This window comes from Saccharopolyspora taberi (assembly GCF_039534165.1).
Taxonomy (GTDB): Bacteria; Actinomycetota; Actinomycetes; order Mycobacteriales; family Pseudonocardiaceae; genus Saccharopolyspora_D; species Saccharopolyspora_D taberi.
In genome coordinates this window covers 232991-252373 of the sequence record NZ_BAAAUX010000016.1, presented here as the reverse complement: position 1 = coordinate 252373, position 19383 = coordinate 232991, and the positions used below count along the sequence as shown (strand labels likewise).

Genomic DNA, 19383 nt, shown 5'->3' with positions numbered 1-19383 from the left:
GCCAATACGACGGAAAAAGCTGTCCTCGCGAGACGACGCCTGAGAACCCGCGGCGGTGCCGGTTGCTTGGGTGGGCTAAGCGGCTTGCGCCGCTTGAAGACGATGGCTGGGTTGGCGGACGGACGCCTTAGTTGTCGAGTCCCGCGCGCAGGACAGTGGCGGCCTCGGTCAGCTTCTCCCGGGCCGGCCCGTACCCGACGGCGGGCTGCGACGACAGCAGCGCCACGACGAACCGGTGCGACGAGTCGGTGACCCCGGCGCTGTGCAGGGTGGTCCGCGCCTGCTGGCAGCACATCCACGCGGACTTGACCCCCGACGAGGGCACCGCGCCGAGTCCGTACCGCTGGTCGAAACCACCGCCACCGGTGGCCGGGGCGTCGTGCAGCGCGGTCATCACGAAGTCGCGGTCGGCGGGGTCCATCCCGGTCAGCACGTGCTCGAACAGCCGGACCACGTCCCGGGCCGAGGTCAGCGTCTCGCCCCAGCGCGCCGGGTCCGCGGGCGGCCGGGTGTCGGACAGCCCCAGCGCACCGGCCACCCGGCCGATCGCCCCCGGACCGTCGAAGCGCTCCCACAGCGCGTTCATCGCCTCGTCCTCGCTGGGGCCCAGCGCCCGCCGGACCAGGTCCAGGTCGGGCTCGCCGATCCGGCCTGACCGGTCCAGCACGTCGACCGCGACGACGAGCTTGGACAGCGAGGCCGAGTACAGGGTCGTCCGCGCGCCGCCGCTCTCGGCGTACTCGCCGGTGCGCCGGTCCAGAACCGCCATCGCGAACACGCCGCTGTCCTGGTCGGACGCCCAGTCGTCGATCGCCCCGGCCGCCGCCGCGGCGCGGTGCTCGGGTGGTGCCGCGGGTGCGGCGACCGGAGCCCTGACCTCTTCGACCTTCACCGCGCTGGCCTCGAACAACCCCAGCACGCCCGCGACCACGGCCACCGGCAGGCACAGCCCGAAAGCCGCCCGTCGTCGCAACGACAGCCGCCGACGCTCCCCCCGCACTCCCATACGAACGCTCGGTTACCCCCGGATCCTGGGCGGCAAACCGCAAACGCGTATCCCGCTCACGGTCGTCGGGCATACGATCCGGCAAGACACCGCGAAGGAGATCTCCATGCGATCAGGCGACGTGGCCGAGGACTTCGTTCTGCCGGACCAGCACGGAACCGAGCGCAAGCTCTCCGAGCTGTGCTCCGACGGCCCGGTGGTGCTGTTCTTCTACCCGGCCGCGATGACCCCCGGCTGCACCGCCGAGACCTGCCACTTCCGCGATCTGGCCGGTGAGTTCGCCGAGGTCGGCGCGAACCCGGTGGGGATCAGCACCGACCCGGTGGCCAAGCAGCGCCGGTTCGCCGAGACCAACTCCTTCGGGTTCCCGCTGCTGTCCGACTTCGACGGCCAGGTCGCCCGCTCCTTCGGCGTCAAGCGCCGGTTCGGACCGCTGCCGGTCAAGCGGCACACCTTCGTCATCGGAACCGACCGCGAGGTGCTGCGGGTGATCCGCAGCGAGTTCCGGATGACCGCGCACGCCGACGAGGCGCTGGCCTTCCTGCGGGAGCGCCGCTGAGCTACTCGGTCCCCGGCGCCAGGGGCGCACGCCAGCCGTAGCGCAGCGCCAGCAACCGCACCACGACCGCGATCAGCGCGGCGAGCGCGCTGGTGACCGGGTTGAGCAGGTGCAGCGCGGCGAGCCCGGCTGCCAGGGAGCTGCCCAGCAGCGCCGGGACGGCGTAGATCTCGCTGGCCGGGTGCAGCAACGCCGGGACCTCCATGGACAGCACGTCGCGCAGCGCTCCTCCGCCGATCGCGGTCATCACGCCGAGGGCCATCGCCGGCAGCGGGTGCATGCCGTGGTTGAGCGCCTTGATCGTGCCCGCCACGCAGAAGACGCCGAGGCCGAAGGCGTCGAAGACCAGCACGAACCGGTTGATCCGGGCCAGCCTCGGATGCCAGAAGAACACCAGCGCGGCGGCGACGAGCGGGGTCACGAAGTACCCCATGTCGGTGAACGCGACCGGTGGGACCGCGCCGATGACCACGTCCCGCAGCACCCCGCCGCCCAGCGCGGTCACCTCCGCGAGCACGGCGATCCCCACCGCGTCGAAGCGTTTGCGCACCGCGAGCAGGGCGCCGGACAGCGCGAAGGCGAAGATCCCGATCAGGTCCAGGATTTCCTGCACCACCGGGCTGACGATCACAGTGGACACCGCAACGTTCTACCCCGGCGGCCCGCCCGGGGCGAGGCCTCTCCAGCATGGGCGCGTTCGGCCGGATCTCCGTATAAGGGAAAGCGGACCCTGTTCCTCCCGAGAAACGGACGGTCATGCACGTCGGCTTCTACACCCCCACCGCCCCCGGGCACGTCAACCCCGAGCTGCCGCTGGTGTCCGAGCTGGTGCGGCGCGGGCACCGGGTCAGCTACGCCGTCGGCCGCGAGCTGGCCGACCTGGTCCGCGCCGCCGGGGCCGATCCGGTCCCGCTCCCCTCCGCCGCGCCGGAGAGCCCGGGCGACTGGGCCGAGTTCGACGCGCAGGCCCTGGCCTCGATCCTGGAGCAGGCACTCGACTGGTTCCGCCTCGAACTCCCGGTGTTGCGCGCGCACTTCGGCGCCGACCGGCCGGACCTGCTGTGCTTCGACCCGATCAACCCGTACGGCCGGCTGGTGGCCGACCTGTTCGCGGCCCCCGCCGTCGCGGTCATCCCCAACCTGGCCGGGCACCCGGACCAGCCGGTGGCCGACATCTTCACCTCGGACTCGTTCGACTTCGCCGATCCGCGGCTGGTCGCGGCGCAGCGGGCGATGGCCGACTTCGCCGCGGCCAACGGGCTCGGCGAGCTGCCGGACACGATGAACGAGGTCCCGGCACCGCTCAACATCGTGTACGTGCCGAAGGAGTTCCAGCCCGGCGGGGAGACCTTCGACGAGCGGTACCGGTTCGTCGGACCGTCGCCGCGCCGGGAGGACGCCGGGTCGTGGCGTCCGCCGGAAACCGGGCGCCCGCTGGTGTTCGTCTCGCTGGGCACCGCGTACAACGCGCGGCCCGACTTCTTCCGGATGTGCCTGGAAGCCTTCGCCGACGGCCGCTGGGACGTGGCGCTGTCGGCGGGGCACCGCGTCGACCGCGCCGAACTGGGCCCGATTCCGTCCAATGTGGATGTCCGGCCGCACTTCCCGCAGCTGGCGGTGCTCGAACGGGCCGACGCCTTCGTCAGCCACTGCGGCATGGGGTCCACCATGGAGTCGCTGGCCGCCGGGGTTCCGCTGGTGGCCGCGCCCCAGGTGCCCGAGCAGCGCGCGAACGCGCGGCGGGTCGAGGAGCTGGGGCTGGGCCGGGTGCTGACCGATCCGGCGCCGGAGGAGATCCGCGCGGCCGTCGACCACGTGGCCACCGACCCCGGGATCCGCCGGAACCTCGACGCGATGCGCCGCGCCGTGACGTCCGGAGGCGGAGCGGTCGCCGCCGCCGACGCGCTGGAGGAGCACGCGCGGCGGTCCGCCCTGGCCTAGAAACGCGCTCGGCGGGCAGGCAGGCGCCGGGAACCCCGGGCGTCGAGGATCACTGCGGCGGGTTCTCGCAGCTCGGGTTCAGCAGCTTCTGGATCTCCGGGCTGTTCAGGTTCTCCTTGGTGATCAGCATCGAACCGGTGTCGGTGTCCACCGGCGGCTGCTGCCCGCCGCGGATCCTGCCGACCGCGGCCTCGACGGCCGAGTAGCCCATCTTGAACGGGTTCTGCGCGATCAGACCGGTGATCACGCCCTCCTGCAGGGCCTGGATCTGGCCGTCCGAGGTGTCCCACCCGATGATCTTGACCTGGCCCGCCTTGCCCGCCTGCCGCACGGCCTCGGCCGCGCCCAGCACGCTCGGCTCGTTGGCCGCGTAGATGCCGTTGAGGTCCGGGTTGGCGGTCAGGATGTCCTGGGTGACCTGCAGCGCGGTGTTGTAGTCGCTGTCACTGGACTGCTGGGCGACCAGCTGCAGACCCGGATTGCGCGCGAGCCCGTTCTTGAAGCCCTGGCCGCGGGTCTCGTTGGTGCTGGTGCCGGGCTGGAACTCGATGAAGGCGACCTTGCCCGCGCCGCCGAGTTCCTTCGCCAGCAGGTCGGTCCCCTGCTCGGCGGCGGCGACGTTGTTGGTCGCGAAGACCGGGACCTCCGGCGGCTGCGGGTTCGTGCCGGAGTCCATGTTGACCACCGTCGTGCCCTGCTGGGTGGCGGTCCTGGTGATGTCGGCCAGCGCCTTGGCGTCGGTCGCGGCGTAGACCAGGCCGTTGACGTCGCCCTTGGACAGCATGTCCTGCAGCAGGCTCTGCTGACCGCTGACGTCGCTCTCGGCGGTCACGCCGTCCCACTGCACGTCCACCTCGGGCTGCTTGGACGCCGCGCACTCCGCGCCGACGCGCACCTGCTCCCAGAAGTCGAAGCCGATCGCCTTGGGCACCACCGCGATCTTGACCGGGCCGCTCTGACCCGCGTTGTCCCCGGACTGCTGGCGCACCTCGACCGAGCACGCCGTCGTGGACAGCGCCGCCACCACCGCGACACCAGCCAGCAGTTTCGCCGTTGAAACCCCGTTCATAGCCGCCTCCTGTGTTCATGCGGGACACCCGCACCCGGTCGGCGGCGCGAACGGGAAGAGCAGTGTCGTCCACGCCGCCTCCTGTGCCTGTGCGGGACACCCGCACCCGGTCGGCCGCGTGAACCCGCGCGGCCTCCTGCCCGTCAGCCGCCGGCGTCGCCGGCGAGCTTGCGCCGCTGGTAGCGGTCCCACCACACGGCGAGCCAGATGATCACGCCGATCAGCACGTTCTGGTAGAAGGTGCCGATGTCGAGCTGCACCGCGCCGTTGCGGATGACGGCGACGAGGAAGGCGCCGATCAGCGAGCCCAGCACGGTGCCGCGCCCGCCGAACAGGCTCGCTCCGCCGATCACGACCGCGGCGATCACGTCGAGTTCCAGGCCCTCGCCGAAGTTGGGCTGCCCGGAGTTGATGCGCGAGGCCGCGATCATCCCGCCGAGCCCGGCCAGTGCACCGGAAAGCACGTAAACGGCGGTGGTGTGCTTCTTGACCGGGACCCCGGAAAGCCGCGCGGCCTCCATGTTGGACCCCATGACGTAGGCGTAGCGGCCCAGCCTGGTCCGGGTCAGCACCAGGTGCCCTGCAACGGCGACCAGCACGATCAGCACGATCGGGATCGGGATCGAGTTGATCACGCCCTGGCCGAGCAGCCGGAACGACTCCGGGGCGCCGAACACCGCGACCGCGCCGGTCACGATCAGCACCAGCCCGCGGCCGACGCTGAGCATGCCCAGCGTCGCGATGAACGGCGGTAGCCCGACCACCGACACCAGCAGGCCGTTGATCAGCCCGGCGACCGCGCCGATCACCAGCCCGCCGAGGATGCCCAGCAACGGGTTGAACCCGTAGTTGGCCATCAGCATCACGCCGATCACACCGGACAGCGCGGCCACCGACCCGACCGACAGGTCGATGCCGCCGGTGATGATCACCAGCGTCACGCCGACCGCCATCACCGCGTTCACCGAGGTCTGCGACCCCAGGTTGAACAGGTTGTCGGCGGTCAGGAACGACGGCGCCACGATGGACAGGACGACGAACACGACGATCAGCGCGCCTGCCGCCGCGACCTGCGACACCGCGCCGGAAGCGCGGTCCAGCAGCCCGCCGAGCACGCCGCGGTCGTTGGTCTGCTCACTCATGGTCTTCCCTCGGTGTCGTGCCTGCACCGGTCGCGAGCGCGACCACCCGTTCCTCGGAGAACTCGGCCCGGGGAACCTCGCCGGTGATCCGCCCCGCCCGCATGACCAGGATCCGGTCGCACATGTTCAGCAGTTCGGGCAGATAGCTGGAGATGAACACGACCGCCTTGCCCTCGGCGGCCAGCGCGTCCATCTGCTGGAACATCTCCGACTTGGCCCCGACGTCCATGCCGCGGCCGGGTTCGTCGAAGAACAGCACCTCCGCACCGGTCTCCAGCCAGCGGGCCAGCACCACCTTCTGCTGGTTGCCGCCGGACAGCGTCTGCACCGGCCTGCCGACCCGCGGCACCCTGATCCGCAGGGCGTCCCGGTCGCGCTCGGCGATCCGGCGCTCCGCCCCGAGGTCGATCAGGCCGGCCCGCATCGGCAGCTTCGCCATCGTGATGTTCTTGTCCACCCCCAGTTGCAGGGCAAGACCATCCGACTTGCGGCTCTCGGTGAGGTAGCCGATGCCCGCGGCGATCGCGTCCGACGGACCCCGGATGCGCAATCGTTTACCGTCCAGCCAGACGCTGCCGGAATCCGGTGGTTCGGCGCCGAAAACCGCACGCGCCAGCTCGGTGCGCCCGGCGCCCACGAGCCCGGCGAGCCCGACGATCTCGCCCGCCCGCACCTCGAAGGACACGTCCCGCACGACGTCGTCGCGGGTGATCCCGTCGACGCGCAGCCGCACCTCGCCGGGCGCCGAGTGGGTGCGCGGGTAGAGGTTCCCGACGTCGCGGCCGACCATCAGCTGCACCAGCCGGGCTTCGTCGAGTTCGGACACCGGGTGGGTCGCCACCACCGCGCCGTCGCGCATCACCGTGACCCGGTCGCCGATCTCGAAGATCTCGTCGAGCCGGTGCGAGATGTAGAGGACGGCGATGCCCTGCGCGGTGAGTTCCCGGACGATGCCGAACAGTTCCTCGGTCTCGCGCTCGGTCAGCGACGCGGTCGGCTCGTCGAGGATGAGCACCTTCGCGCGCACCGCCAGCGCCTTGGCCAGCTCCACCCGCTGCTGCTCCGCAGTGGACAGCAGCCCCACCCGGCGGCCCGGGTCGACGGTCAGCCCGACCCGGCCCAGCAGCTCGGCGGCGTCCCGGCGCTCCCGGCCGCGCGAGATCCAGCCGAACCCGCCGGGTTCGTGGCCGATGAACAGGTTCTCGGCCACCGACAGGTCCGGTGCCAGCGCGAACTCCTGGTGCACCATCGAGATCCCGAGCCTGCGCGCCGATCCCGGCCCCTGGTAGGACACCGGCCGCCCGGCCAGCTCGACGTGCCCGGAGCTGGGCGGCTCGACCTGCGCGATGATCTTCATCAGGGTCGACTTGCCCGCGCCGTTCTCGCCGGCGAAGACGTGCACCTCCCCGGCGGCGACGTCGAGGTCCACATCGGAGACCGCGACGACACCGGGGAATCGCTTGCCCACGCCGCGCAGCGCCACCGCCGGTGCGGAGTCGGTTCCGGTCGTCACGGCTGGCTCCCCTCGATCGGCGTCGATCGTGTAGTTCCGGCTCGCGGTCCGCCGGATCATACCCACTACACCGGGGCCTCGAAAGGGTTGGAACGAAGCCAAGTAACCGATTACCAGATCGTTGCCCGCACGCCGGGAGACCGCGGTCTCCCGGCGGTTTCCGGTCAGCTGGGGTCGGGCGTGATCACGGCGACCTGCGCGCCGAACGGGTCGAGGAACATCGCCAGCCTGCCGACACCGGGGGCGCTGTCGGCCGGGATCAGCACGGTGGCGCCGCTGCCCGCGGCGGTGGCCAGCGTCGCGTCGACGTCGGCGACGGCGATGTAGGGGTGCCACTCCGGTCCGCTGCCCGCGGCCAGGTTCTCCTCGGGCAGCTGCATGATCCCGCCGTGGCCGTCGTCGGGACCGGCCCCGGCCGCCGAGACGATGCCGTAGCTGACACCGGGGATCGGGGCGTCCTGCACGTTCCAGCCGAACACCGCGCGGTAGAAGTCGCCTGCCTTCGCCGCGTCGGGTGTGTAGAGCTCGGTCCACAGCAACGAGTTCTCGGCTCCGACGACCTCCAGGCCGCGGTGGGCGCCGGGCTGCCAGACGGCGAACTCCGCGCCGGTCGGGTCGGTGAAGGCAGCCAGCCTGCCCTGGTCGAACACGTCGTCCGGGGCCATCCGGACCGAACCGCCCGCCTGCTCGACCGCCTTCGCGGTGGCGTCGGCGTCGGAGGTGTGGAAGTGCACCGTCCACGACGAGGTGGCGCCCTCCTCGGTGAGCGGACCGACCGCGCCGACCATCTTCCCGTCCAGCAGGAAGAAGCCGTAGCCGCCCGCGCCGGGGCCCGCCGACCGCACCTGCCAGCCGAACACCTCCCGGTAGAACTCCGCAGCGGCGTCGGTGTCGGGTGTGCCCAGGTCGATCCAGTTCGGCGAACCGGGCCGGGTGGTGCTGAACATGGTTGCTCCTCGAACTTCGTGGTGGTCTCGCGGCCGTTCCAGCATGGCCGCGGCCCCCGACAGCCGCCGGTCAGCGCGCGGGCCGCCGGAGCAGTTCGACGAGCGCGGAGATGCTCTGGTCGCGGTAGCCCTCGGCGACGGCGCGCCGCAGCAGGTCGTGCATCGGCGCGTGCCAGGAGACGTCGATGCCGCTCTCCGCGCCGACCTCGTGGTCGTAGGCGATGCCTTCGTGGAACAACCCCAGCGACGAGGACGGCTCGCGGTAGTTCCCGGTGTCGATCTCCTCGGCCATCCGCGGCAGGACGGAGGCGATCATCTCCAGCCACTTCGCCGTGTGCCCGACGAGCGAGCTCGCGGGCAGCCCGCGTCCGGTGACCAGCGCGGCGCCCTGGAAGAAGCCGAGGAGGGCGGGCAGCAGGGTGCCGCCGACGGCGTACTCGTACAGCGCGGCGAGGTCGGGATCGGTGCCGAGGTGCTGGGTGTCGCCGCCGAGCACCTCCAGCGTCGCCCGGTGCTCGTCGAAGACGGCCCGGTCGCCCGCGTAGTAGAGCAGGGTGTCCGGCTTCCCGACCGCCTCGGGGACGTTCTTGACCGCGCCGTCCAGGAACCGGGCGCCGCGCTCGGCCGCCCAGTCCGCCATCGCGCGGGCGCCTGCGGGGGTTCCGCTGTTCAGGGTGACCAGGGTGCGGCCGTCGCAGGAGGCCGGTGCCAACGCTTCGCGCGTCGCGTCGTAGGTGGTCAGGCAGGCGACGACCAGCGGGCTCGCCGCGACCGCGTCCGCGACCTCCGCCGCGTGCGCCGCGCCACCGGCGACCAGGGGTGCGGCCTTGGCCGCGCTGCGGTTCCACACCGTCGTCGGGTGGCCGGCGTCCAGGAACGCCCGGGCGAGCGCGGTGCCCATGGCGCCGAGACCGATGACGGTCACCGCGGCGGGATTGGCTGTCATTGTCGTGCTCCAGTCAGAGTCCGATTTCTCGAATGCGCGATTCCGGTTTCCCCGAGCGCCTTTTCATGCTGGTACCGCCGCCTACAATTGATCAAGTACCCACATTTCCCTCGGGTACTGAACAATTTGTCAGCAAGGGAGTCCGGGTGAACAAGCGCAAGTACGGCTGCGGGCTGGACGCCGCCGTCGATCTCATGGGCGGCAAGTGGAAGGCGCTGATCCTCTGGGCGCTGCACTTCGACACCCTGCGGTTCGGCGAACTCCGGCGGACGGTGCCCGGTATCAGCGAGCGGATGCTGACCCTCTCGCTCCGCGAGATGGAGTCCACGGGCCTGGTGCACCGCGAGATGTACTACGAGGTGCCGCCCAAGGTGGAGTACTCGCTGACCGAGTTCGGCCACTCGCTCGTGGAGGCGATGACCCCGCTCGGCGAATGGGGCGAGAGCAACCTCGACCGCATCGAAGCCGTCACCGGTGGCGGGAACACCTGACCCGACCGGCCCACGCCGCCCGGACGACATCCGTAAGCTCGTGGGCGACCGCCCGCAGCCACCGAGAGGACCAGCCGTGCAGCCGCTGCTGACCAGCGAGCCCACCCGGATCGGCGACTACCGGATGCTCGCCAGGATCGGCAGAGGAGCGATGGGATCGGTCTACCTGGGGCGCTCGCGGGGCGGCCGGGTCGTCGCGGTCAAGGTGATCCGGGCCGACCTGGCCGACGACGCCGAGTTCCGGGAGCGGTTCCGCCGCGAGGTGGCGATGGTCCGCTCGGTCGGCGGGTTCTGGACGGCCACCGTCGTCGACGCCGACACCGAGGCCGAGCAGCCCTGGCTGGCGACCGAGTACGTGCCCGGCCCGACGCTGCACAAGGCGGTCGCCGAGCACGGCCCGCTGCCCGAGCGCTCGGTCCGCGGCCTGGCCGCCGGGCTCGCCGAGGCGCTGGGCGGCATCCACCGCGCGGGCCTGGTGCACCGCGACCTGAAACCGGCCAACATCCTGCTGGGCCCGGACGGCCCGCGCGTGATCGACTTCGGCATCTCGCGGGCCATGACCGGCAGCGCGCTGACCGCGACCGGGATGTTCATGGGCACGCCGGGGTTCTTCTCCCCCGAGCAGACCTCGGGCGAGGAGGTCGGCCCGCCCAGCGACGTGTTCTCCCTCGGCGCGGTGCTGGTGTTCGCCGCGACCGGCGCCGGGCCGTTCGGCAATGAGAACACCGCGGCCATGCTCTACCGCGTCGTGCACGACGAGCCCGACCTGTCGGCCGTACCGCAGGGGCTGCGCCCGCTGCTGGCGGCGTGCCTGGCCAAGGACCCGGCCGCGCGGCCGGGTCCGCGGGAGCTGCTGGACCGGATCGGCGAGGCCAGCCCGGAGGGCAGCCAGTGGCTGCCGTCGGAGATCACGGCGGTGATCACAGAGGCGGCCACCGAGCTCCAGCGGACCGCGGTCGCCGAGCCGCCCGCGCCCAAGCCCGCGACCCGCGGCTACACGCAGGCCCAGCCCGCTCCGCCGGTCGCCCAGGCACCGGCTCCGACGCCCGTCGCTCCCCAGGCCCAAGCCCCGGCCACGCCAGCACCGGCCGCTCCTGCGCCAGCCACTCCAGCACCCGCCGCTCCTGCACCGGCCGCCCCGGCCCCTGCGCCCGCGCAGCAGCGCGGCCAGATCGTGCCCGCCCGACCGCGGCAGACCTCGCAGTCCCCCGCCGCGCCCCAGGTCCGCAAGGACCAGCCGGGACCGGTGTTCCACACCGGCGGCCGGGTCGGCGCGTTCGTGTCCGGACTCGTGATCGTGCTGCTGATGCTCGGCGCGCACGAGCTCGCCAGCCAGGCCTCCCTGTCCGGCGACCCGTACCAGGTGTACCGGCTGGGCATGCTGCTGCTGGGGATCAGCGCGGTCTGGTCGGCGGCCCGGGTGCTGATGCCCAGGCTGCGGCTCAAGATCAACGGGGACGGCATCCGGGTCTCGCGGCTGGGCCTGGCCCGGGAGATCCCGTGGTCGCACGTGCGCCGGGTCGCCGTGGTCGGCTCCGGCAAGAAGCAGGCGGTCGCGGTCTGGCTGGTGGATGGCGTCCCCGCGCCCCGGTCGAGCGCGTGGCACCGGACCAGCGGCTACCACGGCGGTGCCCGGGTGTTCCCGATCGGCGCGACCGGTGGCTGGTGGACCCGGCGGCAGGAGGCCAAGCGGGTCCGCGCGGCCCTGGCCCAGTACGGCCACGGCCGCTACGACACAAGCCTGCTCTGACCTCGGCGGACGGTCAGCCGACCGGCAGCAGGCACACCGGTTCCGGGGTGGGCACCGGTTCGCCTGCCGGGGTCAGGTCGCCGGACTCCCCGACCGCGAACGCCTGGACCGTGGCGCTGTCCTGCCCGGCGGCGAACAGGATCCGGCCGTCCGGCGACAGCGCGATGTGCCGCGGCCCGGCGACCCCGGCGGGCCGGACGTCCAGCAACCGGAAACCGTCCTCGCACCCGAAGACCGCGATGCTGTCGTGGCCCCGGTTGGAGCCGTAGACGAACCGGCCGTCCGGCGAGACCACGACCTCGGCCGCCAGGTTCTGCCCGGCGAAGTCCGGCGGCAGCATCGACAGCGTCCGGCCCGGCTCCATCGCGCCCGACACCGGGTCGTAGCCGATCTCGGTCATCGTCGAGGCCAGCTCGTTGAGCAGGTAGAACCGGGTGCCCGACGGGTGGAACGCGAGGTGGCGCGGCCCCGACCCGGCGCGCATGGACGCCGCTTCCCGCAGCGCGAGGTGCCCGGTCTCCTGGTCGAAGTCGTAGACCTGGACCGAGTCCGCGCCCAGGTCGACCGCCAGCACGTGCCTGCCTCCGGGATCGGCTACCACCTGGTGCGCGTGCGGGCCTTCCTGGCGGTCCCGGTCCGGTCCGCTGCCGCTGTGCTGGACGACGTGGCAGGGCGCCCGCAGCACGCCGCCTTCGGCGATCGGGTGCACCACGACGTTGCCGGAGACGTAGTTCGCGGTGAACAGGAACCGGCCGGAGGGGTGGACGCTGAGGTGGCAGGGCGCCTGGCCCAGCGTCGGCTGCGAGTTGACCTCCGCCAGCGTCCCGTCCGCGCCGACCGCGAAGGAGACCACCCGGCCGTCGGCGATCTCGTTGACCGCGAACAGCGTCCCGCCGTCGGGCGACAGCGCGAGGAACGACGGGTCGGCGGTGGCCGCGACGGAGTCGGTGCAGCGGACCGCGCCGGAGGCGGTCACCTCCGCGAGCCTGATCCCGTAGGCCCGCGACTCCGACCCCGTGTAGGCGCCGACGTACATCCGGTACTCGCCGTTGAACGGCATGCAGCCTCCAGTGTCTTGCGGGGCACCCGCACCCGGTCGGCAGCCGCGAGCGGATGGCAAGTGTGGCTCACGCAGCGTCCAGTGTCTTGCGGGGCACCCGCACCCGGTCGGCAGCCGCGAGCGGATGGCAAGTGTCGCTCACGCAGCCTCCAGTGTCCTCGCGGAGCCGGTCACGTCCCGACCAGGATTCCAAAACCGTGCGCGCCGAGCCCGAGAAGACAACGATTCTTCGGATTTGACCGCAACCATGCAACGAAGCACGTGAACAAGCAACGTCCTGCGGCTGAATCAGACGACATCCGGCACATAATCTATGGCTATGACTGCTGCTCCATCCCGCCCAGCCCCCACCACCACCGAGGCGTACCTGGACCTCGCCGAGCAGTACAGCGCGCACAACTACCACCCGCTCCCGGTCGTGCTCGCCGACGGCGAGGGTGCCTGGATGACCGATGTGGACGGTCGCCGCTACCTCGACTTCCTGGCCGGCTACTCGGCGCTGAACTTCGGCCACCGCCACCCCGAGCTGGTCGCCGCGGCCACCGAGCAGCTGGGCCGCATCACGCTGACCAGCCGCGCGTTCCACCACGACCAGTTCGGCCCGTTCTGCGCCGAGCTGGCCGAGCTGACCGGGACCGACGTGGTGCTGCCGATGAACTCCGGCGCCGAGGCCGTCGAGTCCGCGATCAAGGTCGCGCGCAAGTGGGCCTACCAGGTCAAGGGGGTGCCCGAGGACCGGGCGGAGATCGTGGTGGCCGGGTCGAACTTCCACGGCCGCACCACCACGATCGTGTCGTTCTCCACCGACCCGATCGCCCGCAACGAGTTCGGCCCGTTCACCCCTGGCTTCACCGTCACCGGCTACGGCGACGCCGACGCGGTCGAGGCCGCGGTCACCGACCGGACCGCGGCGGTGCTGGTGGAGCCGATCCAGGGCGAGGCCGGGGTCGTCGTCCCGCCCGCGGACTACCTGCCGCGCCTGCGCCGGATCTGCGACGACAACGGCGTGCTGCTGATCGCCGACGAGATCCAGTCCGGCCTCGCCCGCACCGGCGACCTGCTGGCCAGCGACCACACCGGCGTCCGCGCCGACCTCTACACCCTGGGCAAGGCGCTCGGCGGCGGCATCCTGCCGGTGTCGGCGGTGGTCGGCAGGCGCGAGGTGCTGGGCGTGCTGCGGCCCGGCGAGCACGGGTCGACCTTCGGCGGCAACCCGCTGGCCTGCGCCGTGGCCCGCGCGGTGATCCGGCTGCTGCGCACCGGCGAGTTCCAGCAGCGGTCCCGCGAGCTGGGCGCGCACCTGCACGCGCGGCTGGGTGAGCTCGTCGGGCACGGCGTGAGCGAGGTCCGCGGGCGCGGGCTGTGGGCGGGCGTGGAGATCGCGCCCGGTGGGCCGAGCGGCCGGGAGGCCAGCGTCGCGCTGGCCGAGCGCGGGGTGCTGTGCAAGGAGACGCAGGACACCACGCTGCGGATCGCTCCGCCGCTGGTGATCAGCCGGGAGGACCTGGACACCGGCATCGACGCCGTGGCCGAGGTCCTCGGCCGCTGAGCCCGGACCGGTCCGGTGCGGGTGCGTTCCTCCCGCACCGGACCGCTCCGCACGGCTACGGCCTGGCCGGTTCGATCGCGCGTGCCTGCTGCTCTCCCTGCGTTCGCCGCTCGTTGAGCCGTCCGAGGCGCTCGGCTGCCAGGCAGGACCGGACCAGGCCCGCCCGGATGTACCGCGCGTTCACGCCGCACCGGAGGACGTAGAACAGGATGACGTTGATCGCCGTCACCGCCAGCGCGTAGACGAGGGTGTCGCGCAGGACCGTTGTGAAGATCAGCAGGCCGATCGTCCAGCACGCCACGCCGTAGAAGGCCGCCGAGCCGGTCCAGTCGCCGAGTTCCCGGACACCGGCGACGTCCGGCCGGTCCGGATTTCCCGCCTCCCTGGGCACTGTCGTCAGCCCGGCGGTGACCGCGCACGCCGTCGCGGCCCGGGTGAAGTGGACGCACGCGAGGTTGCACAGGAAGGTGGCCGTGATCCCCAGCGCGGTGCAGATCGGCCACCAGTCCCGCTGCACCAGCGTCGGCGTCAGGGTGAGGACCGGAGGGATCACCGTCATCGCGCGGACGGCGAACTCGGCGATCACCGCCGGACGGCGGACAGCGGGGTCGGCGCGGGAGGCGACCAGCGGGGTGAGACCCGCGAAGATGTTCTGGTAGTACTTCACCGCGGCGAACGCGAAGCTCAGGGCGACGATCCTGGCGGGCAGGCTGCCCCAGGCGTCGGGTATCGGGTAGTCGGCCGCGCGGATGTCGTCCACCAGCGGGAGCCGGTCCCTGCTGGAGCCGGTCACCACCTGCAGCAACGAGATCACCCGCGTGTCCCAGCTCAGGCCGAGATCGCGCAGCCACCACATGACGATCACGGAAGCCGACAGGTAGAACAGGGTCGCGTTGGTCATCGTCCAGAAGTGCAGCCTGCGCAGGTGGCCCATCTCCGAGCGGGCGTGCTCGTCACCGGAACCGTGCTCCTGGCGGAACTTCCACAGCCTGCGTTGCTGGGCGGGCACTCCCGACAGCGGACGGACCAGCTCGCGCAGGTGCATGTACCAGGGCGAGCGGGAGTGCGTCAGGCTCGCCTTGCGGATGGCGCGGACCGCCGCCACCTCCCTGGTGAAGGCCCGCTTGAGCCGGGGGTAGATCGGCTCGCCCGCGCGCGCCTCGAACAGCACCAGGCGCCGGGCCGGATCGCTGTCGACCAGGTCCTCGACGAACCTGGCCAGCAGCGGCGCCTCGGAGTAGAAGTCGTCCGGCACGATTCCGGCCGGCGGGCCGGACGCGCCGGCGAAGTTGATCAGGAGCCGGCCCAGCGAGTACAGGTCGGCGCGCTGCAGGTCGGCCCCGTGGGAACGGACCTCCGGTGCCACGTACTGGCGGTCGGCACCGCCCGCGCCGGGAATCGGCTGGGTGTGCAGGTAGTTCGGACCGATGTCGATCAGCCGGAAGATCACCCGGTCGCCGCGGGTGACGACCAGGATGTTGGACATCGACAGGTCCCCGTGCTGGACGCCGTGCTGCTCGAGCTCCTCCAGCGCGGACAGCAACGCGGAACCCAGCTCTTCGAGCACGCCCAGCTTCAGCCCGAGCCCCGGTTTCTCCCGCCCCAGCCTGCGTTCCAGGTAGGCGTCCAGCTGCTCGCCGTCGACGAAGTCCATCAGGATCCAGCTGTCGCCGCTGGCCCACACCCCGACCATGTGCTCGGCGTCGCCGGTCCTGCCGTAGGCCGCCCGGTAGCCGACGGTGGCACGGGCGATCGCCGGAATCCGCAGGTACGGGTAGATCAGGCATTTCAGGGCGAACTTCGCCCGGCGCCCGTGGCTGAGTCCGGTATCCCCGGAAAGGATGAAAGAGGTGGTGCCGTGGCGGTGGAAGCGGAGGCTGCCGGGGTCGACCATCGCCCATTCGTGCTTGGCGATCGCCTGCTGGTCCCGATCGCCGAGGTTCGGCAGGTCGGACGGGAAGTTGCCGGGCGCGTAAAGGCGGCAAATGGCTTGCTGCACGTCTGGATCGGCGACCAGCGGTTCGCAGTCCTCGGAGCAGTCGTGTTCGTGGTCGGCACCCGACCGGCTGCTCGCGGAGAAGCGCAGGCAGATCAGCGTGAGCATCAGCAGCCCGATGTCGCCGCCGAGACTGCCCGCCTGCCCGCCTGCCTTCCGCCGCCAGTCGCGCAGTTCCGAGATCAGCTCGTCGAGATCCACCTCGAACCGGTCCTGGAACGTGCTGGCGTCCAGCGGCAGTTCGGCGAACGCGATCCGCCAGTCGTCAGCCGTCCACTTCGACAGAACCGTTGCTTTCCCGCGGTGTTCGGGTAATCGCCTGCACTCGCGCAGAAGTTCCCGGACGCGGGAGGCTGTGCGGTCTGGAGCCATATTCCCTTCTCACAAAGGTGAATCGCGGAACAGCCTGCATCCCGCCGGACCTGAGCCGCGCGGGGTCGATTCCCTCGATCGCGCAGCACATCAGCTCGTAACCGCCCCGGGCACCGGCGATCAGCGGGCCGAGCCGCAGCTCGTGCCGCTTCACCTCCGGCATCCGGGGAAGCGGCGCGAGGTCGAGGACGTACGGCGCCGCACCGGGCTCCCGCATCCTGGTCTGCAAGCGCTGCCGATCGCTGCGATAGCGGCGGACAGCGGCCAGGTAGCCGTCCCCCAGGCCGGGCTGGAGCTTCTCCAGGTGCCGGTAGCTGACGAACTGCGACGCGCCGTACCGCTTCCTGGGCTCGCGGATCGGCCGGGTGCTCAACGACAGGACGTGCGTGCAGCCGTCGTCCAGCGCGAGCTGGAAGGGGTGCGGGGTCAGCACGCCTCCGTCCACCGCCCGGAAGTCCCGGAACCGGGTCGTACCGCGGATGGCGACCGGCAGCCACATGCTGGCCCGCAGCGCGGACAGCACTTCGGTGTCGGACGCGAAGTCGTGAACCGACTCCGTGCGCCGCTCGTCGACGTTGGTGACCGCGATGTGCAGTGGGACGGCCGAGCCGATCAGGGCCCCGGTGTCCAGCGGTTTCACCTTGGTTATCACGCTGTCGACCACGTAGTCGAGATTGAGGATGTTGCCGGTGAACGCGCGCCGGAAGTCGACGAACTCGCGGGTGCTCAGGTCGTCGAAGTAAATCGACAGCGGATACCAGGTGTTGCCGCCGACGTAGTACGCGCAGTTGATCGAGCCCGACGAGGTGCCGTAGATCGCGTCGAAGGCGGTGAACGGCAGACCCAGATCCTCCAGCGCCGCCAGCATCGCGGCGGAAACCACCCCGCGCATCCCGCCGCCTTCGACCGCGAGACCGATCCGGTGGCCGTCTCGCCGTTGACCGGGCAGGTCAGGATGTTCACGCCGCGCCCGGAGCACGTTCAGCACAGGATGAGACCGAAGCCAGTATTCGTTGTCCATCCGATCCTGCTCTCCCGCAGACAACAGACGCCGAGATCGTACCGATCCGGAAACTCCGGCGAACCGCTTTTCGTCGATTCCTGAACCGCGCCGATTCCGGAACTGCTCCGAACGAACCACGCGTTCGCGGTGGAATCGGCGCGGATAGGATCGGACGAGCGGGTCAGCACGATCTGCGCCGAATCGCGAGGAGCGGCCATGGCCACGTTCACCGAGCAGGCGCGGCGGCAGCAGATCATGGAGCGCACGATCGAGCTGATCTCCACCCGCGGCTACCCGGGCACCTCGCTGTCGGCGATCGCCGAGGCCGCCGGGATCTCCAAGGCCGCGGTGCTGTACCACTTCGGGTCCAAGGAGAAGCTGGCCGAAGCCACCCTCGCGCACGTCTTCGAGCAGTTCGGTTCGTACCTGACCGAGCACGTCGAGCGGGCCGCCGACCCGCTGGCCGCGGTGCTGGCCTACGTCCGCGCGATGGTCGCCTACAGCGGCGAGAACCGCCGCCACATCCGGCTGATCACCGAGGTCCTGCTCGACGACAAGGGCGGCACGAAGCTCAAGGCGCCCGGCTCGCACGACGCGGGCGACCGCTGGCGGACCCTCGCCGAGCTGCTGGCCACCGGGCAGCGGGCGGGCGTGCTGCGCGAGTTCGACACCAAGACCGTCTCGCTGGCCGTCGGCGGCGCCATCGACGGGGTGATCAGCCAGTGGCTGGCCGATCCGGACCTGGACCTGGCCGCGGCGGCCGACGAGCTGGAGGTGTTCGTGCTCAACGGCGTGCGAAAGCCGGGGCCCGCTCCGGCCTGACCCCGACGGCTCCCAGGTACGCGCTGATCCCGCGCAGCACCGGGAACCGCTGGAGCATCCGCATCGGCAGCGGCACGCCACCGAGCTCGCCGTCCAGCGCCGGGCGCAGCAGCATCTCGTGCTCGCCGACCTGCATCCGCTGCGCCACCACCGCGGGCAGCTTCCGCCGCCGCTGGACCCGCGCCAGCTCGCGGGTCGTCACGGCACCGCGCCCCAGCGGCCCGGCCAGGATCCGCGCCGCCGCGGCGGCGTCCTGGACCGCCAGGTTCACCCCGACCCCGCCGACCGGCGACATCGTGTGCGCGGCGTCTCCGATGCAGAGCAACCCTTCCGCGTACCAGCGGGGCAGCATGCCCATCGAGGTCTCCAGCAGCTTCACGTCGTCCCACGACCCGATCTCCGCGAGCACCGCGTCGTCCCAGCCGAACAGCTCGGCGAGCCTGCCGCGCAGCCAGCCGACGTCGTGCCCGCGCAGGCGCGCGTCGTCGCCCTTGCGGATCAGGTAGGAGGTCTGGAAGTACTCGCCGCGGTCCATCGTGACCGCGACCTGGCCGTCGGCGAACCGGGCGAACACCCGGCCGTCGTGGTCGCCGCCGGGGACCACCGGGACGCGGACCTGCCAGACGTCCATCGGGATGTCGAACGCGTCCTGCCGCAGCCCCGCCGCGCGCCGGACCACCGAGTCGCGGCCGTCGCAGCCGACGGTGAGATCGGCGGTCAGCTCACCGCTCGCGCCGTTCTCGTCGACGAAGCGCACACCGGTCGCGCGCCCCCGCTCGATGCGCACGCCGGTGACCTCGGTGCACATCTTCAGCGTGAACGACGGTTCGCCGGCCGCGGCCGAAGCCAGCAGGTCGAGGAAGTCCCACTGCGGAACCATCGCGATGTGCTTGTGCCGCCCGGGAATCCGGCGGAAGTCAGCGGCCACGACCGTGCTGTCACCGATGCGCATCCGCATCTGTTCGAGCGTCTTGTGCGGGATCGCCGCGAACCGCTCTCCCAGGCCTAGGTCGTCGAGCAACCGCAGCGTCGACGGGTGGACCGTGTCACCCCGGAAGTCCCGGAGGAAGTCGCGGTGCTTCTCCAGCACCGTGACCTCGACCCCCGCCCTCGCCAGCAGCAGGCCGAGCACCATGCCGGCCGGACCGCCTCCGACGACGCAGCACCTCGTTGTTCCCATGTCCGCCGCCCTCCCGGATCAACCTCGGGCGACACTA

General features: G+C 71.6%; 17 protein-coding genes. 6 read left to right on the top strand and 11 right to left on the bottom strand.

Annotated elements, in window-relative coordinates:
- Window positions 1-127: 127 nt before the first annotated feature.
- Entirely contained in the window at window positions 128-1000 is an 873-nt protein-coding gene (locus tag ABD691_RS20055; RefSeq protein ID WP_344681915.1) for a serine hydrolase, read from the bottom strand.
- 112 nt (window positions 1001-1112) lie between these two features.
- Between ABD691_RS20055 and ABD691_RS20050 the strand changes: the two genes are divergently transcribed.
- Window positions 1113-1565 carry a peroxiredoxin gene (locus tag ABD691_RS20050; RefSeq protein WP_344681912.1) on the top strand — a complete coding sequence of 151 codons (453 nt, stop codon included), beginning with the start codon at window positions 1113-1115 and terminating at the stop codon, window positions 1563-1565.
- Window position 1566: 1 nt separating this feature from the next.
- On the opposite strand, the gene ABD691_RS20045 is transcribed toward ABD691_RS20050, so the two are convergent.
- Window positions 1567-2205, bottom strand: a complete 639-nt coding sequence (locus ABD691_RS20045; RefSeq protein ID WP_344681911.1) for a trimeric intracellular cation channel family protein — start codon at window positions 2203-2205, stop codon at window positions 1567-1569.
- Window positions 2206-2321: 116 nt separating this feature from the next.
- On the opposite strand from ABD691_RS20045, the gene ABD691_RS20040 reads away from it, so the two are divergent.
- The gene (locus ABD691_RS20040; RefSeq protein ID WP_344681909.1) at window positions 2322-3506 is read left to right on the top strand and encodes a macrolide family glycosyltransferase; all 1185 of its coding nucleotides are present in this window, start codon (window positions 2322-2324) and stop codon (window positions 3504-3506) included.
- A gap of 49 nt (window positions 3507-3555) precedes the next feature.
- Here ABD691_RS20040 and ABD691_RS20035 read toward each other — a convergent pair whose 3' ends face one another.
- The 5 genes from ABD691_RS20035 to ABD691_RS20015 all read right to left on the bottom strand — a co-directional run bounded on the left by ABD691_RS20035 (window position 3556) and on the right by ABD691_RS20015 (window position 9123).
- The gene (locus ABD691_RS20035) at window positions 3556-4575 is read right to left on the bottom strand and encodes a sugar ABC transporter substrate-binding protein (protein ID WP_344681907.1); all 1020 of its coding nucleotides are present in this window, start codon (window positions 4573-4575) and stop codon (window positions 3556-3558) included.
- Between the two features lie 143 nt (window positions 4576-4718).
- Window positions 4719-5717, bottom strand: a complete 999-nt coding sequence (locus tag ABD691_RS20030) for an ABC transporter permease (protein WP_344681905.1) — start codon at window positions 5715-5717, stop codon at window positions 4719-4721.
- Window positions 5710-7230 carry a sugar ABC transporter ATP-binding protein gene (locus ABD691_RS20025; RefSeq protein WP_344681904.1) on the bottom strand — a complete coding sequence of 507 codons (1521 nt, stop codon included), beginning with the start codon at window positions 7228-7230 and terminating at the stop codon, window positions 5710-5712. Before ABD691_RS20025 ends, ABD691_RS20030 begins: the two co-directional genes overlap by 8 nt.
- Before the next feature lie 164 nt (window positions 7231-7394).
- On the bottom strand, window positions 7395-8177 hold the full coding sequence (locus ABD691_RS20020) for a VOC family protein (RefSeq protein WP_344681902.1): 783 nt from the start codon (window positions 8175-8177) through the stop codon (window positions 7395-7397).
- A 70-nt stretch (window positions 8178-8247) separates the two neighbouring features.
- A complete protein-coding gene (locus ABD691_RS20015) occupies window positions 8248-9123 on the bottom strand; it encodes an NAD(P)-dependent oxidoreductase (protein ID WP_344681901.1) in 876 nt (291 codons plus the stop codon).
- Between the two features lie 194 nt (window positions 9124-9317).
- On the opposite strand from ABD691_RS20015, the gene ABD691_RS20010 reads away from it, so the two are divergent.
- Both ABD691_RS20010 and ABD691_RS20005 read left to right on the top strand, forming a co-directional pair.
- Window positions 9318-9614 (top strand): winged helix-turn-helix transcriptional regulator, encoded by a 297-nt coding sequence (locus tag ABD691_RS20010; RefSeq protein ID WP_344682342.1) that lies wholly within the window; start codon window positions 9318-9320, stop codon window positions 9612-9614.
- A 76-nt stretch (window positions 9615-9690) separates the two neighbouring features.
- Complete coding sequence (locus ABD691_RS20005) at window positions 9691-11364, top strand: serine/threonine-protein kinase (protein WP_344681900.1); 1674 nt, start codon at window positions 9691-9693, stop codon at window positions 11362-11364.
- 13 nt (window positions 11365-11377) lie between these two features.
- Here the strand turns inward: ABD691_RS20005 and ABD691_RS20000 are convergent, their stop codons facing one another.
- Window positions 11378-12424 (bottom strand): lactonase family protein, encoded by a 1047-nt coding sequence (locus ABD691_RS20000; protein ID WP_344681899.1) that lies wholly within the window; start codon window positions 12422-12424, stop codon window positions 11378-11380.
- 319 nt (window positions 12425-12743) lie between these two features.
- Here ABD691_RS20000 and rocD point away from each other — a divergent pair, with 319 nt between their 5' ends.
- Entirely contained in the window at window positions 12744-13973 is a 1230-nt protein-coding gene (gene rocD / locus ABD691_RS19995; protein ID WP_425565124.1) for an ornithine--oxo-acid transaminase, read from the top strand.
- Between the two features lie 55 nt (window positions 13974-14028).
- On the opposite strand, the gene ABD691_RS19990 is transcribed toward rocD, so the two are convergent.
- Together ABD691_RS19990 and ABD691_RS19985 are read right to left on the bottom strand one after the other, a co-directional pair.
- Entirely contained in the window at window positions 14029-16341 is a 2313-nt protein-coding gene (locus ABD691_RS19990; RefSeq protein ID WP_344681896.1) for a protein kinase domain-containing protein, read from the bottom strand.
- Complete coding sequence (locus tag ABD691_RS19985; RefSeq protein ID WP_344681894.1) at window positions 16235-17362, bottom strand: patatin-like phospholipase family protein; 1128 nt, start codon at window positions 17360-17362, stop codon at window positions 16235-16237. The genes ABD691_RS19990 and ABD691_RS19985 overlap by 107 nt, the downstream gene beginning before the upstream one ends.
- A gap of 198 nt (window positions 17363-17560) precedes the next feature.
- Here ABD691_RS19985 and ABD691_RS19980 point away from each other — a divergent pair, with 198 nt between their 5' ends.
- Complete coding sequence (locus ABD691_RS19980) at window positions 17561-18166, top strand: TetR/AcrR family transcriptional regulator (RefSeq protein ID WP_344681892.1); 606 nt, start codon at window positions 17561-17563, stop codon at window positions 18164-18166.
- Here the strand turns inward: ABD691_RS19980 and ABD691_RS19975 are convergent.
- Complete coding sequence (locus ABD691_RS19975; protein WP_344681889.1) at window positions 18129-19346, bottom strand: FAD-dependent oxidoreductase; 1218 nt, start codon at window positions 19344-19346, stop codon at window positions 18129-18131. The two genes, ABD691_RS19980 and ABD691_RS19975, sit on opposite strands and share 38 nt — an antisense overlap.
- Window positions 19347-19383: the final 37 nt, after the last annotated feature.